Source organism: Sorangium sp. So ce381 (assembly GCF_051473845.1).
Lineage (GTDB): Bacteria > Myxococcota_A > Polyangia > Polyangiales > Polyangiaceae > Sorangium > Sorangium atrum.
This window is the reverse complement of the sequence record NZ_CP150336.1, coordinates 1796220-1810894: the sequence shown is the minus strand read 5'-3', so window position 1 is coordinate 1810894 and position 14675 is coordinate 1796220. Positions and strand designations below refer to the sequence as shown.

Here is a 14675-nt window from a genome sequence, read left to right as displayed (position 1 = left end):
CAAACGCCCACCCGGCACGCCGGCGGTCTTGGCGTCTGGCGAGCGTGGACGAACGTTGGCGCGCGCCAGCGAACGTCAGCGTTCGTCCACGCTCGTTGGCGCGCGCCAACGCTCGTCCACGCTCGTCGACGCGCGCGCCCGAGATCGATGGATCAGCGTACCACCTCGCCTCGCCGTCACCTCACCTTTTGATTTGCCGAGCGGAAGCGGCTACTAGACGGGCATGAACCCTGAGCTTCGGCGCGCCCTTGACGAAGGCATGCGCCGCGTGCCCGGCATGGACGCCGCGACGAGGCTGCTCGCCGTGCGGCTCGAGACGGTCAGAGCGCTCCTTGCGCGCCGGCTCGCCGAGAACCCGCTCCCCGTGCCCGACGCCGTGACCCCGAGCGAGATCCCATCGGTCGCCGAGCTCGGCCCGGGGGACAGGGTGCTCGCGGAGCTCGATCAGGACGGCTTCGCCTTCGCGGTCCACCCGGCCGACGTCGCCTTCTTCAACCGGCGGAGCGAGAAGATGCCGCGCCTGCGCTACCGGCTGCACGTCGTGCTGCGCAACGGCTACGTCTGCGTCCGCAAGCGCTTCGTCGGCCAGCCGCAGAACGCGCCGCTCCAGGCGCACCTCTTCGCCCTGCTCGGTCTCTTCTTTTACAACGAAGCAGCCTCGCTCTTCCGCCTGCGCGACCTCCCCAGCGTCCCGAGGATTCGCGATCTCAGCCTCGCCACGCGCACCCTTTACCTCGACTACGTGCGCGGACGGACGCTGCAACATCAGGTCGCCGAGCGCGGGGAGAAGGTGCTCGACATCGACCTCGCGCCGCTCGGGCAGCTGTTCGATCCGGACCGCGATCGGCGAGAGATCGAGGCGTTCGCGAGCCGCGGCGGAGAGGCCTACCGCGGCCGGATCGAGGAGATCGTCAGGGCGATGAACGCGCGCGGCGTCGCGCCGCTCGACGTCAAGCTCGGCAACGTGCTCGTCGGCGAGAAGACGGGCGCCCTGTACTGGATCGATTTCGAGCGGGCCGCGCTCGAGGGCACCCCCCGCTACCGCGACCGCCTCGAGGAGCACCATGACCTCGTGAACCGGTGGTTCGGGCTCGCGCTCCCCGGCGACGGCGGGGCGTGAGGCGCGCAACGCGGTGCGCCGCGGCGCGCTCTGATGCGATGCGCTCAATGAACGGCTCCCGCGATCGAGGGTGCGATCGATGACGAACGATGAAGGCGCGGCGCCGCGGAGCGCCATCGAGCGGATCGGCGAGAAGACGGGCCGATCGTGGCCGAGCATCGAGGCGGCCGCGCGGCTCTCGGCGGAGACCCGGGCGCGGCTCGCGGCGCTGCTCCGCGAGCAGATCCCGTGCGACACGAGCGTGGTCGTCTTCGGCTCGCTGGCGCGGGGCGAGTACACCACCGGCAGCGATCTCGACTGGACGCTGCTCATCGACGGTCAGGCCGACGAGGGGCATTTCAGCCAGGCCCAGGCCATCACGAGGATCCTGAAGGAAGCGAAGTTCCATGAGCCGGGCCCGACGGGCGTGTTCGGCAACGTGGCCTTCAGCCACCCGATCCTCCACCAGATCGGCGGGCAGGAGGACACGAACAAGAACACGACCCAGCGCATCCTGCTGCTCCTCGAGTCGCTCGCGATAGGCCAGCCGGACGCCCACGAGCGGGTGCTCAGGCTCGTGCTCTCACGGTACGTGGAAGACGACCGCGGGCTGCGCTACGGCAGCAAGCGCGAGATCCTCCCGATGTTCCTCCTGAACGACATCGTCCGGTACTGGCGCACGGTCGCCGTCGATTTCGTCTACAAGCAGCGGGAGCGCAGCTCGGGCTGGGCGCTCCGCAACGCGAAGCTCAGGATGTCGCGGAAGCTCATCTTCGTGAGCGGGCTCCTCACCTGCTTCGGCTTCGAGCTGTTCTGCAAGGATCGGACGACGTTGACCGACGACGGCGAGCGGCTCTCGACGCCGGCGCTCGTGCGCTTCCTGCGAGAGCGCATCCGGGTGACGCCCCTGGAGAGCCTGGCCGAGGTGCTGCTCCGGCCCTCGATCTCCGCGGAGACGGCGCGCACGCTGTTCGACAGCTACGACGCTTTCCTCGCGCTCCTCTCGAACGAAGAGGAGCGCGGCCGGCTGAAGCAGCTGCCGCTGGACGATCAGCTGGGCAGCGACCCGACCTTCAAGCGGGTGCGGGACATCGGGCGTGAGTTCCAGGGCGGGCTCGACCGGCTCTTCTTCAAGGAAGATGACGAGCTCCGCAAGCTCCTCCAGACCTATGGGGTGTTCTGATGCGACCCGTGGGCTACTCGACAGGGGCGCTCGCCCTCAGCGACGTCGAGCGGGCGCTCTCGATGCTCGAAGGGAGCTCGGCGACCGCCGTGGAGCTCTCCGCGCTGCGGATCTCGGAGCTCAAGCCGCTGCTCCGGCTCCTCGGCTCGCTCGACCTGTCGCGGTACGACTACGTCTCGTTCCACGCTCCGAGCCGCTTCGACGCGGCGGAGGAGCGCGCCGTCGCCGATGCCATGGCGGAGGTGGCCGCGCTGGGATGGTTGATCGTCCTCCACCCCGACACCCTCCATGATCTCGGCGCCTTCCGGCAGCTCGGCGGCTTCCTCGCGATCGAGAACATGGATAAGCGAAAGCGGACAGGCCGCACCGTGGAGGAGCTCGGGCCCTTCTTCGACGCGCTGCCGGACGCGTCGTTCTGCTTCGATATCGGCCATGCGCACCAGGTCGATCGCACGATGACCGAGGCCCATTTCCTCGTACGGGAGCACAGGACACGGCTGAAGCAGCTCCACGTGAGCGAGGTGAACGCGGGGAGCCGCCACGACGCCCTGAGCCAGAGCGCGGCGCACGCGTTCCAGCGGATTGCCGCCCACGTCCCTGACGACGCGGCGCTGATCCTGGAGACCCCGGCGTCGCCCGCAGAGCTCGAGCGGCAGATGGCCATCGCGCAGGCGGCGCTGTCGAGCCTGAAGGGCCTGGAAAACGCGCACGCCTGAGGCTGCGCGCGGCGCAGCCTCGACGGGAGCCGCAGCGCCCGGGTCCGGCCGCATCCCGGGGCTGGCCCGGGAGCTCCGGATTGCCCGGCTACGGGAACAGGCTCTCGGGCTCGTCGGGATCGAGCTCCCAGCCGAAGAGCCCCGGGGTGCGCGCGCGGTGCCTGCCGAGCGCGTCGCCCGGCAGCCGGGGGCCGTCGGCAGCCCAGCGGGCGGCGAAGGCGTCGCGCAGCACGAGCTCCGCGAGCTTGCCCCTCGGCGAGAAGCCCCACTCGGCCTCTTGCGAGACGTCGTCCGGATCGGCGTAGAGCCGCCAGACGAAGAACCCGGCGCACGTGCGCGCGTCGAGGAACGGCGCGATCACCGCGGCGTAGGCCTCGGCCTGCGAGCGCTGATCGACCACCACGTCCTTCATGCGATCGGGCCACTCCCACGGGCGCACGGCGGGATCGCGCCGCGTGGTGTAGCCGATCTCCGTCAGCAGGATGGGCTTGCCCCACGCGCGCGCAACGGCGTCCACCCCGGCCGCCACCTTGCGCCCCCCGCGCAGGAGCTCCTCGAACGACGCGCCCTCCCGCTCCGCCAGCGGGTAGAACGCGTTGATGCCGATGAGGTCGAGCGCGTCGAAGATCAGCGTGTGCTCGACGTCGTCCCAGTTCGCCGAGTAGGTGAGCAGCCCCGGGTACACGCGGCGCACCGCCTCGATGATCGGCAGGAAGCTCGCCGCCCGCGGCGTCGTCACCCAGCTCCGCAGCTCGACGCCCACGCTGAGCATCTCCGCGCCTCCCTCGCGCGCGACCGCGGCCCACGTGAGCAGGAACCGGCGGTACGACTCGGCCCAGCGCGCCCAGCCGACGTCGTCCCCGGGATCGATCAGGGCCCGCCACTCGCCGCTCTCGACCCAGAGGTGCGGGACGAGCAGCACCTTGAGCCCGCGCGCGTGCGCCTGCGCGATCGCCGCGAGCACGTTGCGCCGGTTCTCCTCGAACGGCGCCTCGAAGACGAGATCGACGCCCGTGCCCTTGCCGTCCCACACGCGGCCGAACGGCGTCAGGCTGACCCAGGTCGCGCCCATGGCCACCGCCTCATCCATCGCCCGCCCGCTCGCCGCGGTGCCGTAGCCGCGGCCCGGGTGCCGCAGGTTCTCGATCGGCCCGATCGTCACGCCGCGCACGCCGCCCCAGCCCGACACGGCCCACCCCTCCGCGCCGTACGGCAGGTGCTCCGGCGCGACCCGCGGCGCCTGCTGCGCGACCCGCGGCGCGGCGCTCGCAGGGCGCACAGGCGCACCGACCGCCGCCGACACGGCGAGCGCGGCGCACGCCGCGCGGGCGAGCGCGCAACCTCCTCGACTCATCCCTGGCACGGGCCGCCTTATACCAGGCAGGCAGACCGCCGGGCCGCGGACGTCACCCGCCGTCGCCCGCCTGGGGTCGCTGCGCGCCGTCGCCCTCCGCGGGCTGCTGCGGCTCGCGCGCGCCCTCGGCGGGCTGCGCCGGCTCACGCGCGCCCTCCTCGGGCCGCGGCGGCTCGCGCCGGGAAGCGTCGCGCTCTTGCCGCGCGCGGGTGGTCGCATCGCGCCACGCCCGCTCGCGCTCGAGCTTCTCGCGCCGCCGACGCCGCTCGCGCTCGACCTCGTCGTAGATGACCTCGGGGCGCCGCGCGTCGAGCCGGGCCCCCCGCGCTTGCGCCACCCGCGGCGCCTCGCTGTCGGGGCCCGCGGCGCTCGCGGGAACCAGCTCGGCCTCGGGGGGCTCGGCCGCCGGGAGCTCGGGCGCCGCAGGAACGGCCGCGCTCGGCCGCCCTGCCACCACCGACGAGCGCGCCTCCTGGACCGCGCGCTTCGCCAGCCCCTTCGCCGCGGGAAGCGCGCTCCCACCTCCGTCGAGCGTGCGCATCTGCACGAGCCACACGCCGCCGATGCCCGCGAGCATCCCGAACAGCGCGAACGCGATCGCGAGCCGTCGGGGCCACGGCGACGGCCCCCGGCGCACCACCGTGAGCCGCTCCGCATCGGTCTCGGTCTGCGCGCGCACCGTGAGCGCCGGCGTGACGCGAGGCGCCGCGCCATCGCTGACGCGGTGCACGACCTTGCGGCCGAGCGGAACCGGCGTGTCCTCGGCAGTCGGCCGCTGCCCTGGCCCGCTCGCCTGGGGATCGGAGCGGCGCTCCGGCGGTTTCACCGTCAGGACCGGCGGGGGCGGAGTCCGGCTCGCCCGGAGCTGATCGCCGCCGTCCCACGCCGCCCCCGCGTGCGACACCAGCGTGATGTCGGACAGACGGGGGCCTCCGGGAGCTTCCCACTTGGCCGTCGTCTCGAGGTCGCTCAAGAGATCGTCGGGCGACATCCTCGGCAGGTCGGCCAGCGTGTCGGCCTCCCACTCGTCCGCCACCGGCGCCGGGGCAGGCGTCGCCATGCGGACGGTCTCGTCCGCCCGGAGCGCCTCCCACACGCGCTCGGCCGCGTCCTCCGCGCCCTCGCCCCCGAAGCGCGCGAGCGCGAACGCGAGCTTCGCGACGTCCGAGGGGCGCGCCTCGGGGTCCTTGGCGAGGCAGCGCAGCAGGAGCGCCCGCAGCTCCGGGGGCTCGACCCACGCCGGGAAGGGCGCGGGCGGCTCGGTCAGGACCTTGGTGCAGATCTCGAGCTCGGTCGGCGCCTCGAACGGGCTCGCCCCGCAGAGCAGCGCATAGGCGACCGCGCCGATCGACCAGATGTCGGCGCGCTCGTCGATGCCGCCCGCCGACCGCATCTGCTCCGGCGCCATGAAGAGCAGCGACGTCCGCATGGCGCCCGAGGCGGCGTTCGGCCCCTCGCTCTCGACGCCGCACGCGACGGCCGACACCCCGAAGTCGAGGACCTTCACGCTCGGGGCGCCGTCGCCGAAGCTGAGAAAGAGGTTCTCGGGCTTGATGTCCCGGTGGAGGATCCCGAGGCCGTGCGCCTCGGCGACCGCCTCGCAGATCTGCAGCAGGTACTTCACCGCCTCCCTGACCCGGATCGGCCCGCGGCGCCGCAGGTAGCTCGTGACGTCGGAGCCCTCCAGGTACTCGCTGACCACGAACGGCGCGCCACCTTCGACCCCGACGTCGAGGATCCGCGCGACGTACCTGCCCTTGAGCGCGCGCGCGGCGCGGGCGCCGCGGAGCAGCCGATCGACGGCGTGCCTGTTCTCGACGAGCCTCGGATCGACGCGCTTGAGCGCGACGCGCTGGCCCGACAGGCGATCGGTGGCGAGCTGGACGACCCCCACGCCGCCGGCGCCGATCCGGGTCTCCACCGCGTACCTGCCGGCGACGATCTCCTGCCACCTCGGGCCGCCCTCGGCCGCCCGAGGCGCACGTTCAGCGTCGGTCCACGCGTCGGTCCGCTCCCGTGCGGCCGCGCGATCCTCTCCTCTGGGCTTCAGCGACGTCAACGCACTGCCTCGGTGTGTGTCCGCGAGCTTCGCGGACAGAGTAAAAGCCTGTCCCCTGAATAGCAGACTCAGAGTGCTGCTATCGCGTCCATGACGTGTCGTCTAGTGACACCCGCGCACGAAAATGTCCGTTCTTCACGCATTTTGGAGCAGCTGGCTGGCCGGCCAGCTGGCCGGCCGGCCGGCCTGCAGCCATCTCCATGAGCGGCATCAGCGGCTACTGTCATGCGCCATCGAGCCATCGAGACCGCTTCCATGCGTGCCGTGTGCCACCCACGCGGCTCACGGCGGGAGCCCCAATGCGAGCGCGACCAGATAATCGACGCCGCTCAGGATCAGGACGAGCGCTACGGCGGACGCCGCGCCGAGCCCGAGCGCCTTCAGCGCGCGGAAGCGCGCTGTTCCGCGTGTTCCACGCGCCCCCGGCCGCCCGTGCTGGACGCCGCGTGTGACCCAGCACCACCCGAGCATGGACAGCGGGCCGAACGCATAGAGGGCCGCGCCCCAGGTCGCTCCGTTCCAGCAAGCCTCCCGCTGCTCGGGCGTGAGCCGCCGTCGATCCCAGCGCTGCAGCGCGAACGGCAGCGCGATACCGAGGACCATCTGGAGCGCGAGGCGGAGAGTGCTCATTTCGTGCGCCGAGCTCCCGGGCGAGCGCTCCACTCAGGCAGCGCCGGACAAGCGCAAATCGCCGGAGCACGCCGCAGCGCGTCGCGGCAGAGCTCGGGTGAGCGACGCGCTGCCCGGCTTCGCTGACCTCCTGCCTCGAGGAAAGCGCCGCAAAAATCGCGTGCCGGCCTTCTCGATCTCGACGGGGATTGGTACGAACGAGGGATGACAACGACTGAGGCAGGGGACATCAGGAACGTTGCAATCATCGGGCACAAGGGGGCTGGGAAGACATCGCTTGCCGAGGCCATGCTGTACGTCGCCAAGGCGACGGCCAAGCTCGGCAAGGTGGACGACAAGTCGAGTGTCCTCGACGAGACCGCCGAGGAAAAAGAGCACGTTTGCTCGTTCGAGGCGAGCGTCGCGCACCTCTCCTGGGCGGGGAAGAAGGTCAACCTCGTCGACACGCCGGGCGAGGGGAGCTTCCTCGCCGAGACGCGGCTCGCCCTCGCGGCGGTCGACGCGGCCATCCTCGTCGTGAGCGGCAAGGACGGCGTGCAGCCGATCACCGAGCGCGTCTTCGGCTGGGTGAGGGACGCAAAGCTGCCGTGCATGATCGTCGTGACGAAGGTCGACGCCGAGAACGCCCGCCCCGACGAGGTGCTCGCCGAGGTCCGCGCGCGCCTCAAGGCGCCGCTCGCGGTGATGGAGGAGCGCGTCGGCGAGGGGCTCCAGCACCGGGGGGTCGTCGCGATCCGGACGAAGAAGGCCTGGCTCGACAAGCCCGAGGCGCCCGCCGCGGCCACGGGCTCTCCCGTGCCGGCCGACGCCGCGGGCGCCGTCGAGAAGGCCCGGGGGAAGCTCGTCGACGACGTCGCCGGCAGCGACGACGAGCTCACCGAGCGGTACCTGACCGAGGGAGATCTCACGCAGGAGGAGCTCGACCAAGGGCTCCGCGCCGCGGTCCGCCGGGGGACGCTGATCCCGGTCTATTTCGCCTCCGGGGTCCGCCCGAGCGGCGTCGCCGCGCTGCTCGACGGCATCGTCGAGCTCGTGCCGCCGCCGACCGAGCACCCGGCCTGGAGCGGCGTCGTCCCGAGCGGCAAGCCCGGCGCCGCGCCGCAGGCCGCGGAGCGGCCGTCGTCGGCGGAGGCCCCGGCGGCGGCGTTCGTCTTCAAGACCTCGATCGATCCGCACGCCGGCCGCACCTCGTTCGTGCGCGTGCTCTCCGGCGTGCTCCGGCCCGACGCCACGATGCTCAACGCGAGCACGGGCGGCTCGGAGCGGCTCGGCAAGATCCACAGCGTGGTCGGCAAGGACCACAAGCAGGTGGACGAGGCGCGCGCCGGGGACATCGTGGCGCTGCACAAGCTGAAGGCCACGCTGAGCGGGCACACGCTCTCGGACGAGAAGAACGCGTTCCTGCTCTCCGCGCCGGAGCTGCCGCCGGCCCTCTTCTCGCGCGGCGTGCGGTTCGACGCCAAGGGCGGCGAGGACAAGGTCGGCAACGCGCTCTACCGGCTGACCGAGGAGGACCCGGGGCTCAGCGTGCACCAGGACGCGTCGACCCGCGAGCTCGTCGTCTCGGGCCTCGGCGCCCTGCACCTGGAGATCACGGTGGAGCGCATCCGCCGGCGCGTCGGGGTCGACTGTCGGCTCGGCCCGCCGCACATCGCCTACAAGGAGACGATCTCGAAGAAGGCCACGAACATCGAGGGCAAGCACAAGAAGCAGACCGGCGGACATGGCCAGTTCGGCGTCTGTTACATCGACATGGAGCCTTTGCCGCGCGGCGGCGGCTTCGTCTTCGAGGACGCGGTCGTGGGCGGCGCCGTGCCGCGGCAGTTCATCCCCTCGGTCGAGAAGGGCATCGTCAAGTCGATGTCGAAGGGCGTCCTGGCCGGCTACCCGATGATCGACGTCAAGGTGCGGCTCTTCGACGGCAAGTACCACGACGTCGACTCCTCGGACGCGGCGTTCCAGATGGCGGGCAGCAAGGCCTTCAAGGCCGCCGCCGCGCAGTGCGCGCCGGTGCTGCTCGAGCCGATCGTGCGGCTCTCGGTGACGGTGCCGAGCGTCGCGATGGGCGACATCATCGGCGACATCAACAGCCGCCGCGGGAGGATCATCGGCACGGACTCGGTCGAGAGCCAGACGATCGTGAACGCGTTCGTCCCGCTCGCCGAGGTGCTCGAGTACGAGTCGAAGCTGAAGAGCATGACCCAGGGCAAAGGGACGTTCACGATGAACGTCGAGCACCTGGAGGTCTGCCCGCCGATGGTGCAGGACAAGGTGATCAAGGAGAGCGGCTTCAAGGCCGAGGCCGACGAGGACTGACCTCCGCCGCCTCCTCCGCGTAGGCGTGAACGAAGCTTCGCCCCGCGTTCTCCTACATCCGAACGTTTACGTGGTCGTATTCGTGGTCGTGGTCGTGGTCGTGGTCGTCAACGATAGGCCGTGAACGACCACGACCACGACCACGACCACGACCACGTAAACGTTCACGTAAACGTTGGTGAACGAGCCCACCTAGGGATGGATGTGGACGATGGTCCCTTCCCCCGTGGCCTTCCCCGCGCTGACCCCGTGCCACCCGTCGGGCACGGGGGGATCGGTCCAGAGGAACACCCGGCGCGCGTCGATCGGCGACAGGTTGATGCACCCGTGGCTGCGCGGCTTGCCGTAGTCGTCGTGCCACGGCGCCGCGTGGATCGCGTAGCCGGCCTCGAAGTACTGCACCCACGGCACGTCGCGGAGCTCGAACTTGTTGTCGACCTCGTGCGCGTCCATGGTCGTCGTGACGTGTTTGTCGCGGATCCGGAACGTCCCCCGCACGGTCGAGAAGGTCTTCTTGGGGTCGCCGAGCCCGTCGCGGCCCGTCGCCGCCGCGGTGGCGTACACGGGCTTCTTGCCCTCGTAGAGGATGAGCGTCTGGCTCAGGATCGAGATGTCGATCCACTTCACGGTCCCCTGCGCGAACGACGGCAGCTCCGAGGGCTTCACCGCGATGGCGACGTCGGAGTCGCGCACCCACGTCCCGTCCTTCGCCTCGACGAGGCGGGCGCCGCCGACCTTCTTCGAGCGCCCCGTCAGCTGCACGGCGGTGTGCCAGGGCAGCTCGCCCGCCTTCTCCATCTCGCCGCCGGAGATGTCGTAGCGCTTCGCGTCCTGCCGGTGCACGAACGCGAGCGGCAGCTCCCACCCCTTGGTCATGTCGACGCCGTGGAACGTCGAGCCGCGGGCGGGCTTGAGCTTCGAGGTGGGCACGAGCCGCGCGTCGGTGGTCATGGCGAAGCGCCGCCCACCGTCGCCCATGAAGGTGTCGATGAGGGCGAGCCCTGCCTTGCGCGCGATCCGGTTGGTGATGATCGCGTAGCCCGGCACCTTGAACGACGAGATGTTCGGGAGCTGCCGCCCGCCCTTGAAGAACCACGGGATCTCGTCGCCGCCGTTGCCGCCGTTGCCGCCGAAGAGCTCGCCGTCGCCGAGCTCGGGCGGCTCTGCGGGCGGGTCGGCCACCGCGTTGCCCGCCGCGTCGAGCGGCACGTCGTTGGCGCCGACCTTGATCTCGTCCCACTTCTTCTTGAGCTTCTTGTAGCTGCGGAGGTGCCGCTCCAGGCTCATTTCGTACTGGAGCTGCTCCTTCGTCGACGGCATCCGGTAGTAGTTCGGCGCGATGGCCCGGACGAACGCGTACGGGTACGGCATCGGCTTGGACAGGTCGGGCCGCCGCGTGAGCGCCCGGAGGATCGGGTGCTGCATGTCGATCGTGGCGTCGCCGTCCGCGCACATGTACCCGGCGGGCAGCACGCGGTAGTAGCCGCCCTGGCAGTCGTCGAACGCGGCGGGCTTCTCCCCGCGGGGCGCCGTCCCGCCCGCGCGGAGGTAGCCGAGCTTGGCCGAGCGCCGGTCCGCCTTCTCGTAGATGGGCGCGACCATCTGCACGGCGCCGATGCGGGGCCCGTCCGGGCGCGGCAGGGTGGCGGGGTCGTTCTCGGCGGCCTTCTGGGCCGCGCCCGCGGAGAGGCTGATGATGCCCTCGGGCGTGGCGTTCTCCCCGCCGCTGCAGGCCGGCAGGACCGGCAGGGCGAGGGCGGCGACGGCCAGGGCGAGCGGGAGGGGTCCGCGCGCCGGGGCCGGGATCGCGGAGCTTCGCTGTCGGGCATCCATGCCCCGGGAATGCCGGACAGACGGGCCAGTGGCCAAATTTTGGCGGATGGCGCGAGGCTCTCGCCGCCGGCCGGGCGGGCGGCGGCGCTTCCCGGCTGGCGCGGGCCCTCGGTGAGCGGTGGGCGACGGGACGGCGAGAGGCAACGCGCGCGAAGGTGCAGGAATGGGGTTGCGCGAGAGCCAGGTCTTGGGTAGGTTCGGGGCCCCTCGCGAAACCCGCGAGAGTGCGCCACTAGCTCAGCTGGATAGAGCGTCGGCCTCCGGAGCCGAAGGCCAGTGGTTCGAATCCACTGTGGCGCGCTGGGTTCTCAGCCTTTCCGCAACTTTCGCGGCTGTGCCGGCCATATCTCGCGCGGGCGTCCGCACGAGCGCAATGGCGGGAGGTGCGTGGTCCGGTCCTCTGCTCTTGGGGCCTCCGGTCAGGGGGCTCTCCGGCGAGGACGACGGTGGCTGGCCACTCCTCGGCAATCGCGACGAGGCGAGCGAGTCCACGGCGTGGCCGCACGCCCCCAATCAAGATACGCAGCTCATCAAGGGAGCGCGGATCGTCGCTCGTGCAGGCGAGAGGGCCAGTCCCGACGCTGTCTCCCCTTGTGCCCACGATCGAACGGTATCCCCTGCTCGTATCTAGTTCACCTTCGTAACCGTCGAGAATCGAGGCGCTCCGAGCCTCGTCGCCCCAGAAGTTGAGCCGTGCTCAGCGGCGGATCAGGCATTCATCTGGGATCTCTTGGGGACACCCTTCTTCGGTGGTCAACGCCATCTCGATCGGTGCGAACTAGCCTTCCGCCGGCGAAAACGGGGTCGGAGGTGCCGTGTGTCTCGCGGGCCGCCGCGGTGCAGCGGCGCGGCCGCGCCGCGTTGACGCCTGGCCGCCGCTTCACGCACGGATGAGCTGCATCTCCGTCGACGTGAACGGCCGCGGCGGCAGCTCCGCGCGGTCGCGGAACCCGAACCTCGCGTAGAACGTGTGCGCGTCCTGGGTGCCCAGGTGGACGTGGCTCGCGCCGCGGACCGCCGGGTGCCCGAGCAGCAGACGCACCACCGCCTCGCCCACGCCGCGGCCCCGCAGCGAGGGCGCGACCATCACGTCGTACACCCACGCGCGCCTGCTCCCGTCGCTGATCGCCCGCGCCGTCGCCACGAGCCGGCCCGCCGCGTCGCGCGCGCCCACCCACGCCGACGAGCCGAGCTGCGCCCGGCCGATCGCCTCGCGCGGCACGCCCTGGTTCCAGTAGCCGCCCTCCAGCAGATCGACCGCCTCCGCCACATCGCGCGGGCCCAGCGCGCACGAGAGCACGCAGCCCGCCGGCGCCTGCAGGAACTCGGGCGCCGGCGTGTCCGGGCAAGCGGCGCGGAGCAGCTCGATCGCCGCGGGATCGCCGGGCGCCCCCCGCTCCCAGAGCTTCGTGAGGATCCGCGCCCGCTCCTCGGGCGTCCGGTTCTGCGAGAGCTTCGCCTTGCCGTCGAGCCGCGACAGCGGGACCGCGAGCACGAGGATCCCGGCGATCGCCTTGCGGTAGAGCGGGCTCGACGCGTCGAGCGGCGTGTACCCGCCCTCGGGCTGGTACTTCTGCATCAGCGCCTCCAGCACCTCGGCCTTGTGGTCCGGATCGTCCACGCGCTCGATCACCCCGTGGGCCTGCGCGCTCCGGTAGAGCGTCGTCGCCGGGCACGCCCGCTCCGGATCGGTGAAGTAGCTCGGGATCGACGCGACGACCTGCTCGCACGACACCACCGCGGGCCGGCCGACGGCCTCGGTCTTCTCGCCCACGGGCGCGCCGTGGAACGCGATCGCGCCGCGGACCACGACGCCGTGCACCGTCCTCAAGACCGGCTCGCCCTCCGCCGTCGTCGACGCCAGGTGGACCACCTCCGCGAGCCCGAGGAACGCCTCGGCCTCCGCCCTCTCCATGCGAAAAATCTCCCTGCGCATGGCCCCAGGTTGCCGCGCACCTGGTACTCCCGAAAGATCCGGTCCGACGTTTTCTGCTAGACCAGTTGGCATGCCCTGGGAGCTCGCCCTCGCCGTCGATCCCGCCGCGCCACAGCCGATCTTCCTGCAGATCGCGCGCGCCCTCGCGGACGACATCCGCCGCGGCCGGCTCCGCGCCGGCGCCGAGCTGCCGGGCAGCCGCGCGCTCGCGCGGTCCCTGTCGGTCCATCGCAACACCGTCCTCGCCGCGTACCGCGAGCTCGCCGCCGAGGGCTGGATCGAGGCCAGCGCCGCGCGCGGCACCTTCGTCTCGGCGGAGCTGCCAGCGCCGTCGCCCCGCCGCTTCGCCCGGCGCGCCGCCGCGCGGGCAGAGGTGCCGGCGCGCCTCGGCTTCGGCCTCGGCGCGACCTCGCTCCGGCACGTGCCCATCATCCCGCCCGGCACGCTCCGCATGAGCGGCGGCCTCCCCGACATGCGCCTCGTCCCGACCGCGGCGCTCGCGCGCGCCTACCGCCGCGCGCTGCACGCCGGGTCGCACCGGCTGCTCGACTACGCCGATCCGCGCGGCGACGAGCGCCTCCGCGCCGCCCTCGCCGCGATGCTCTCGGCGGTGCGCGGCCTCGCCGCCGGGCCGGAGTCGGTCCTCGTCACGCGCGGCAGCCAGATGGCGCTCGACCTCGTCGCCCGCGCCCTGATCGCGCCGGGCGACGCGGTCGCCGTCGAGTCCTACGGCTACCGCCCCGCGTGGGAGGCGCTCCGCCTCGCCGGCGCGCGGCTCCTCCCGCTGCCGGTCGACGCCGCGGGCCTCTCCGTCGACGCGCTCTCGGAGCTCGCCCAGCGAGAGCGCCTGCGCGCCGTCTACGTCACCCCGCACCACCAGTACCCCACGACCGCGGTGCTCGCGCCCGGCAGGCGCATCGCGCTCCTCGAGCTCTGCCGGGCCCGCCGGATCGCGATCCTCGAGGACGACTACGATCACGAGTTCCACTACGACGGCCGCCCGGTGCTGCCGCTCGCCAGCGCGGACACGGCCGGCGTCGTCGTCTACATCGGCACCTTGTCGAAGATCCTCGCCCCCGGGCTCCGGATCGGCTTCGTGGTCGCCCCGGAGCCGCTGATCGAGCGGCTCTCCCTCCACCGCACCTTCGTCGACCGGCAAGGCGATCACGCCGTGGAGCGCGCCGTCGCCGAGCTCCTCGAGGACGGCGAGGTGCAGCGCCACGCGCAGCGCGCGCGCCGCGCCTACCGGGCGCGGCGCGATCTGCTCGTCGCGTCGCTGCGCGCACGGCTCCCCGACGCGCTCGACTTCGCCGTGCCAGCAGGCGGTATGGCCCTGTGGGCCAAGGTGGACGCCGCGATCGACACGGACGCCTGGGCCGAGCGCGCGCTCGCGCGGAAGGTGGCGTTCTCGGCGGGGCGGCGCTTCGCGTTCGACGGCAAGAAGCGCCCCTTCCTGCGGCTCGGGTTCGCGGCGCTGGACGAGCGAGAGATCAGCGATGCGGTGGAGAGGATGGTCGAGGCGCTGTGAGCGCCCAGGCGGACGGACCAG

At 72.1% G+C, this 14675-nt stretch carries 11 protein-coding genes and 1 tRNA gene; 6 read left to right on the top strand and 6 right to left on the bottom strand.

Translation table 11 applies throughout. The features are described 5' to 3' along the window. Positions 1 to 223 precede the first annotated feature (223 nt). From WMF29_RS06845 to WMF29_RS06835, 3 genes are all read left to right on the top strand, one after another. Complete coding sequence (locus WMF29_RS06845; RefSeq protein ID WP_437328066.1) at positions 224 to 1120, top strand: hypothetical protein; 897 nt, start codon at positions 224 to 226, stop codon at positions 1118 to 1120. A gap of 79 nt (positions 1121 to 1199) precedes the next feature. Further along, positions 1200 to 2282, top strand: coding sequence for a nucleotidyltransferase domain-containing protein (locus tag WMF29_RS06840; protein WP_437328065.1), 1083 nt, complete (start codon positions 1200 to 1202; stop codon positions 2280 to 2282). Then, positions 2282 to 2998 carry a hypothetical protein gene (locus tag WMF29_RS06835; protein WP_437328064.1) on the top strand — a complete coding sequence of 239 codons (717 nt, stop codon included), beginning with the start codon at positions 2282 to 2284 and terminating at the stop codon, positions 2996 to 2998. The genes WMF29_RS06840 and WMF29_RS06835 overlap by 1 nt, the downstream gene beginning before the upstream one ends. Before the next feature lie 88 nt (positions 2999 to 3086). On the opposite strand, the gene WMF29_RS06830 is transcribed toward WMF29_RS06835, so the two are convergent. The 3 genes from WMF29_RS06830 to WMF29_RS06820 all read right to left on the bottom strand — a co-directional run bounded on the left by WMF29_RS06830 (position 3087) and on the right by WMF29_RS06820 (position 7041). Then, positions 3087 to 4352: a glycoside hydrolase family 113 gene (locus tag WMF29_RS06830; protein ID WP_437328063.1), complete on the bottom strand. Its 1266-nt coding sequence runs from the start codon at positions 4350 to 4352 to the stop codon at positions 3087 to 3089. Positions 4353 to 4404: 52 nt separating this feature from the next. Continuing rightward, positions 4405 to 6411, bottom strand: coding sequence for a protein kinase domain-containing protein (locus WMF29_RS06825; protein WP_437328062.1), 2007 nt, complete (start codon positions 6409 to 6411; stop codon positions 4405 to 4407). A gap of 282 nt (positions 6412 to 6693) precedes the next feature. Continuing rightward, on the bottom strand, positions 6694 to 7041 hold the full coding sequence (locus WMF29_RS06820) for a transcriptional regulator (protein WP_437328061.1): 348 nt from the start codon (positions 7039 to 7041) through the stop codon (positions 6694 to 6696). 204 nt (positions 7042 to 7245) lie between these two features. Here WMF29_RS06820 and fusA point away from each other — a divergent pair, with 204 nt between their 5' ends. After that, positions 7246 to 9357, top strand: a complete 2112-nt coding sequence (gene fusA / locus WMF29_RS06815; RefSeq protein WP_437328060.1) for an elongation factor G — start codon at positions 7246 to 7248, stop codon at positions 9355 to 9357. A gap of 66 nt (positions 9358 to 9423) precedes the next feature. Here the strand turns inward: fusA and WMF29_RS06810 are convergent, their stop codons facing one another. Both WMF29_RS06810 and WMF29_RS06805 read right to left on the bottom strand, forming a co-directional pair. Continuing rightward, complete coding sequence (locus WMF29_RS06810) at positions 9424 to 9549, bottom strand: hypothetical protein (RefSeq protein WP_437328059.1); 126 nt, start codon at positions 9547 to 9549, stop codon at positions 9424 to 9426. Beyond that, the gene (locus WMF29_RS06805; protein WP_437328058.1) at positions 9550 to 11190 is read right to left on the bottom strand and encodes a L,D-transpeptidase; all 1641 of its coding nucleotides are present in this window, start codon (positions 11188 to 11190) and stop codon (positions 9550 to 9552) included. A 226-nt stretch (positions 11191 to 11416) separates the two neighbouring features. On the opposite strand from WMF29_RS06805, the gene WMF29_RS06800 reads away from it, so the two are divergent. Continuing rightward, positions 11417 to 11490, top strand: a tRNA-Arg gene (locus WMF29_RS06800). 580 nt (positions 11491 to 12070) lie between these two features. On the opposite strand, the gene WMF29_RS06795 is transcribed toward WMF29_RS06800, so the two are convergent. Continuing rightward, positions 12071 to 13105 (bottom strand): GNAT family N-acetyltransferase, encoded by a 1035-nt coding sequence (locus tag WMF29_RS06795; RefSeq protein ID WP_437328057.1) that lies wholly within the window; start codon positions 13103 to 13105, stop codon positions 12071 to 12073. Positions 13106 to 13196: 91 nt separating this feature from the next. Between WMF29_RS06795 and WMF29_RS06790 the strand changes: the two genes are divergently transcribed. Further along, positions 13197 to 14654 (top strand): PLP-dependent aminotransferase family protein, encoded by a 1458-nt coding sequence (locus WMF29_RS06790; protein WP_437328056.1) that lies wholly within the window; start codon positions 13197 to 13199, stop codon positions 14652 to 14654. Positions 14655 to 14675 lie beyond the last annotated feature (21 nt).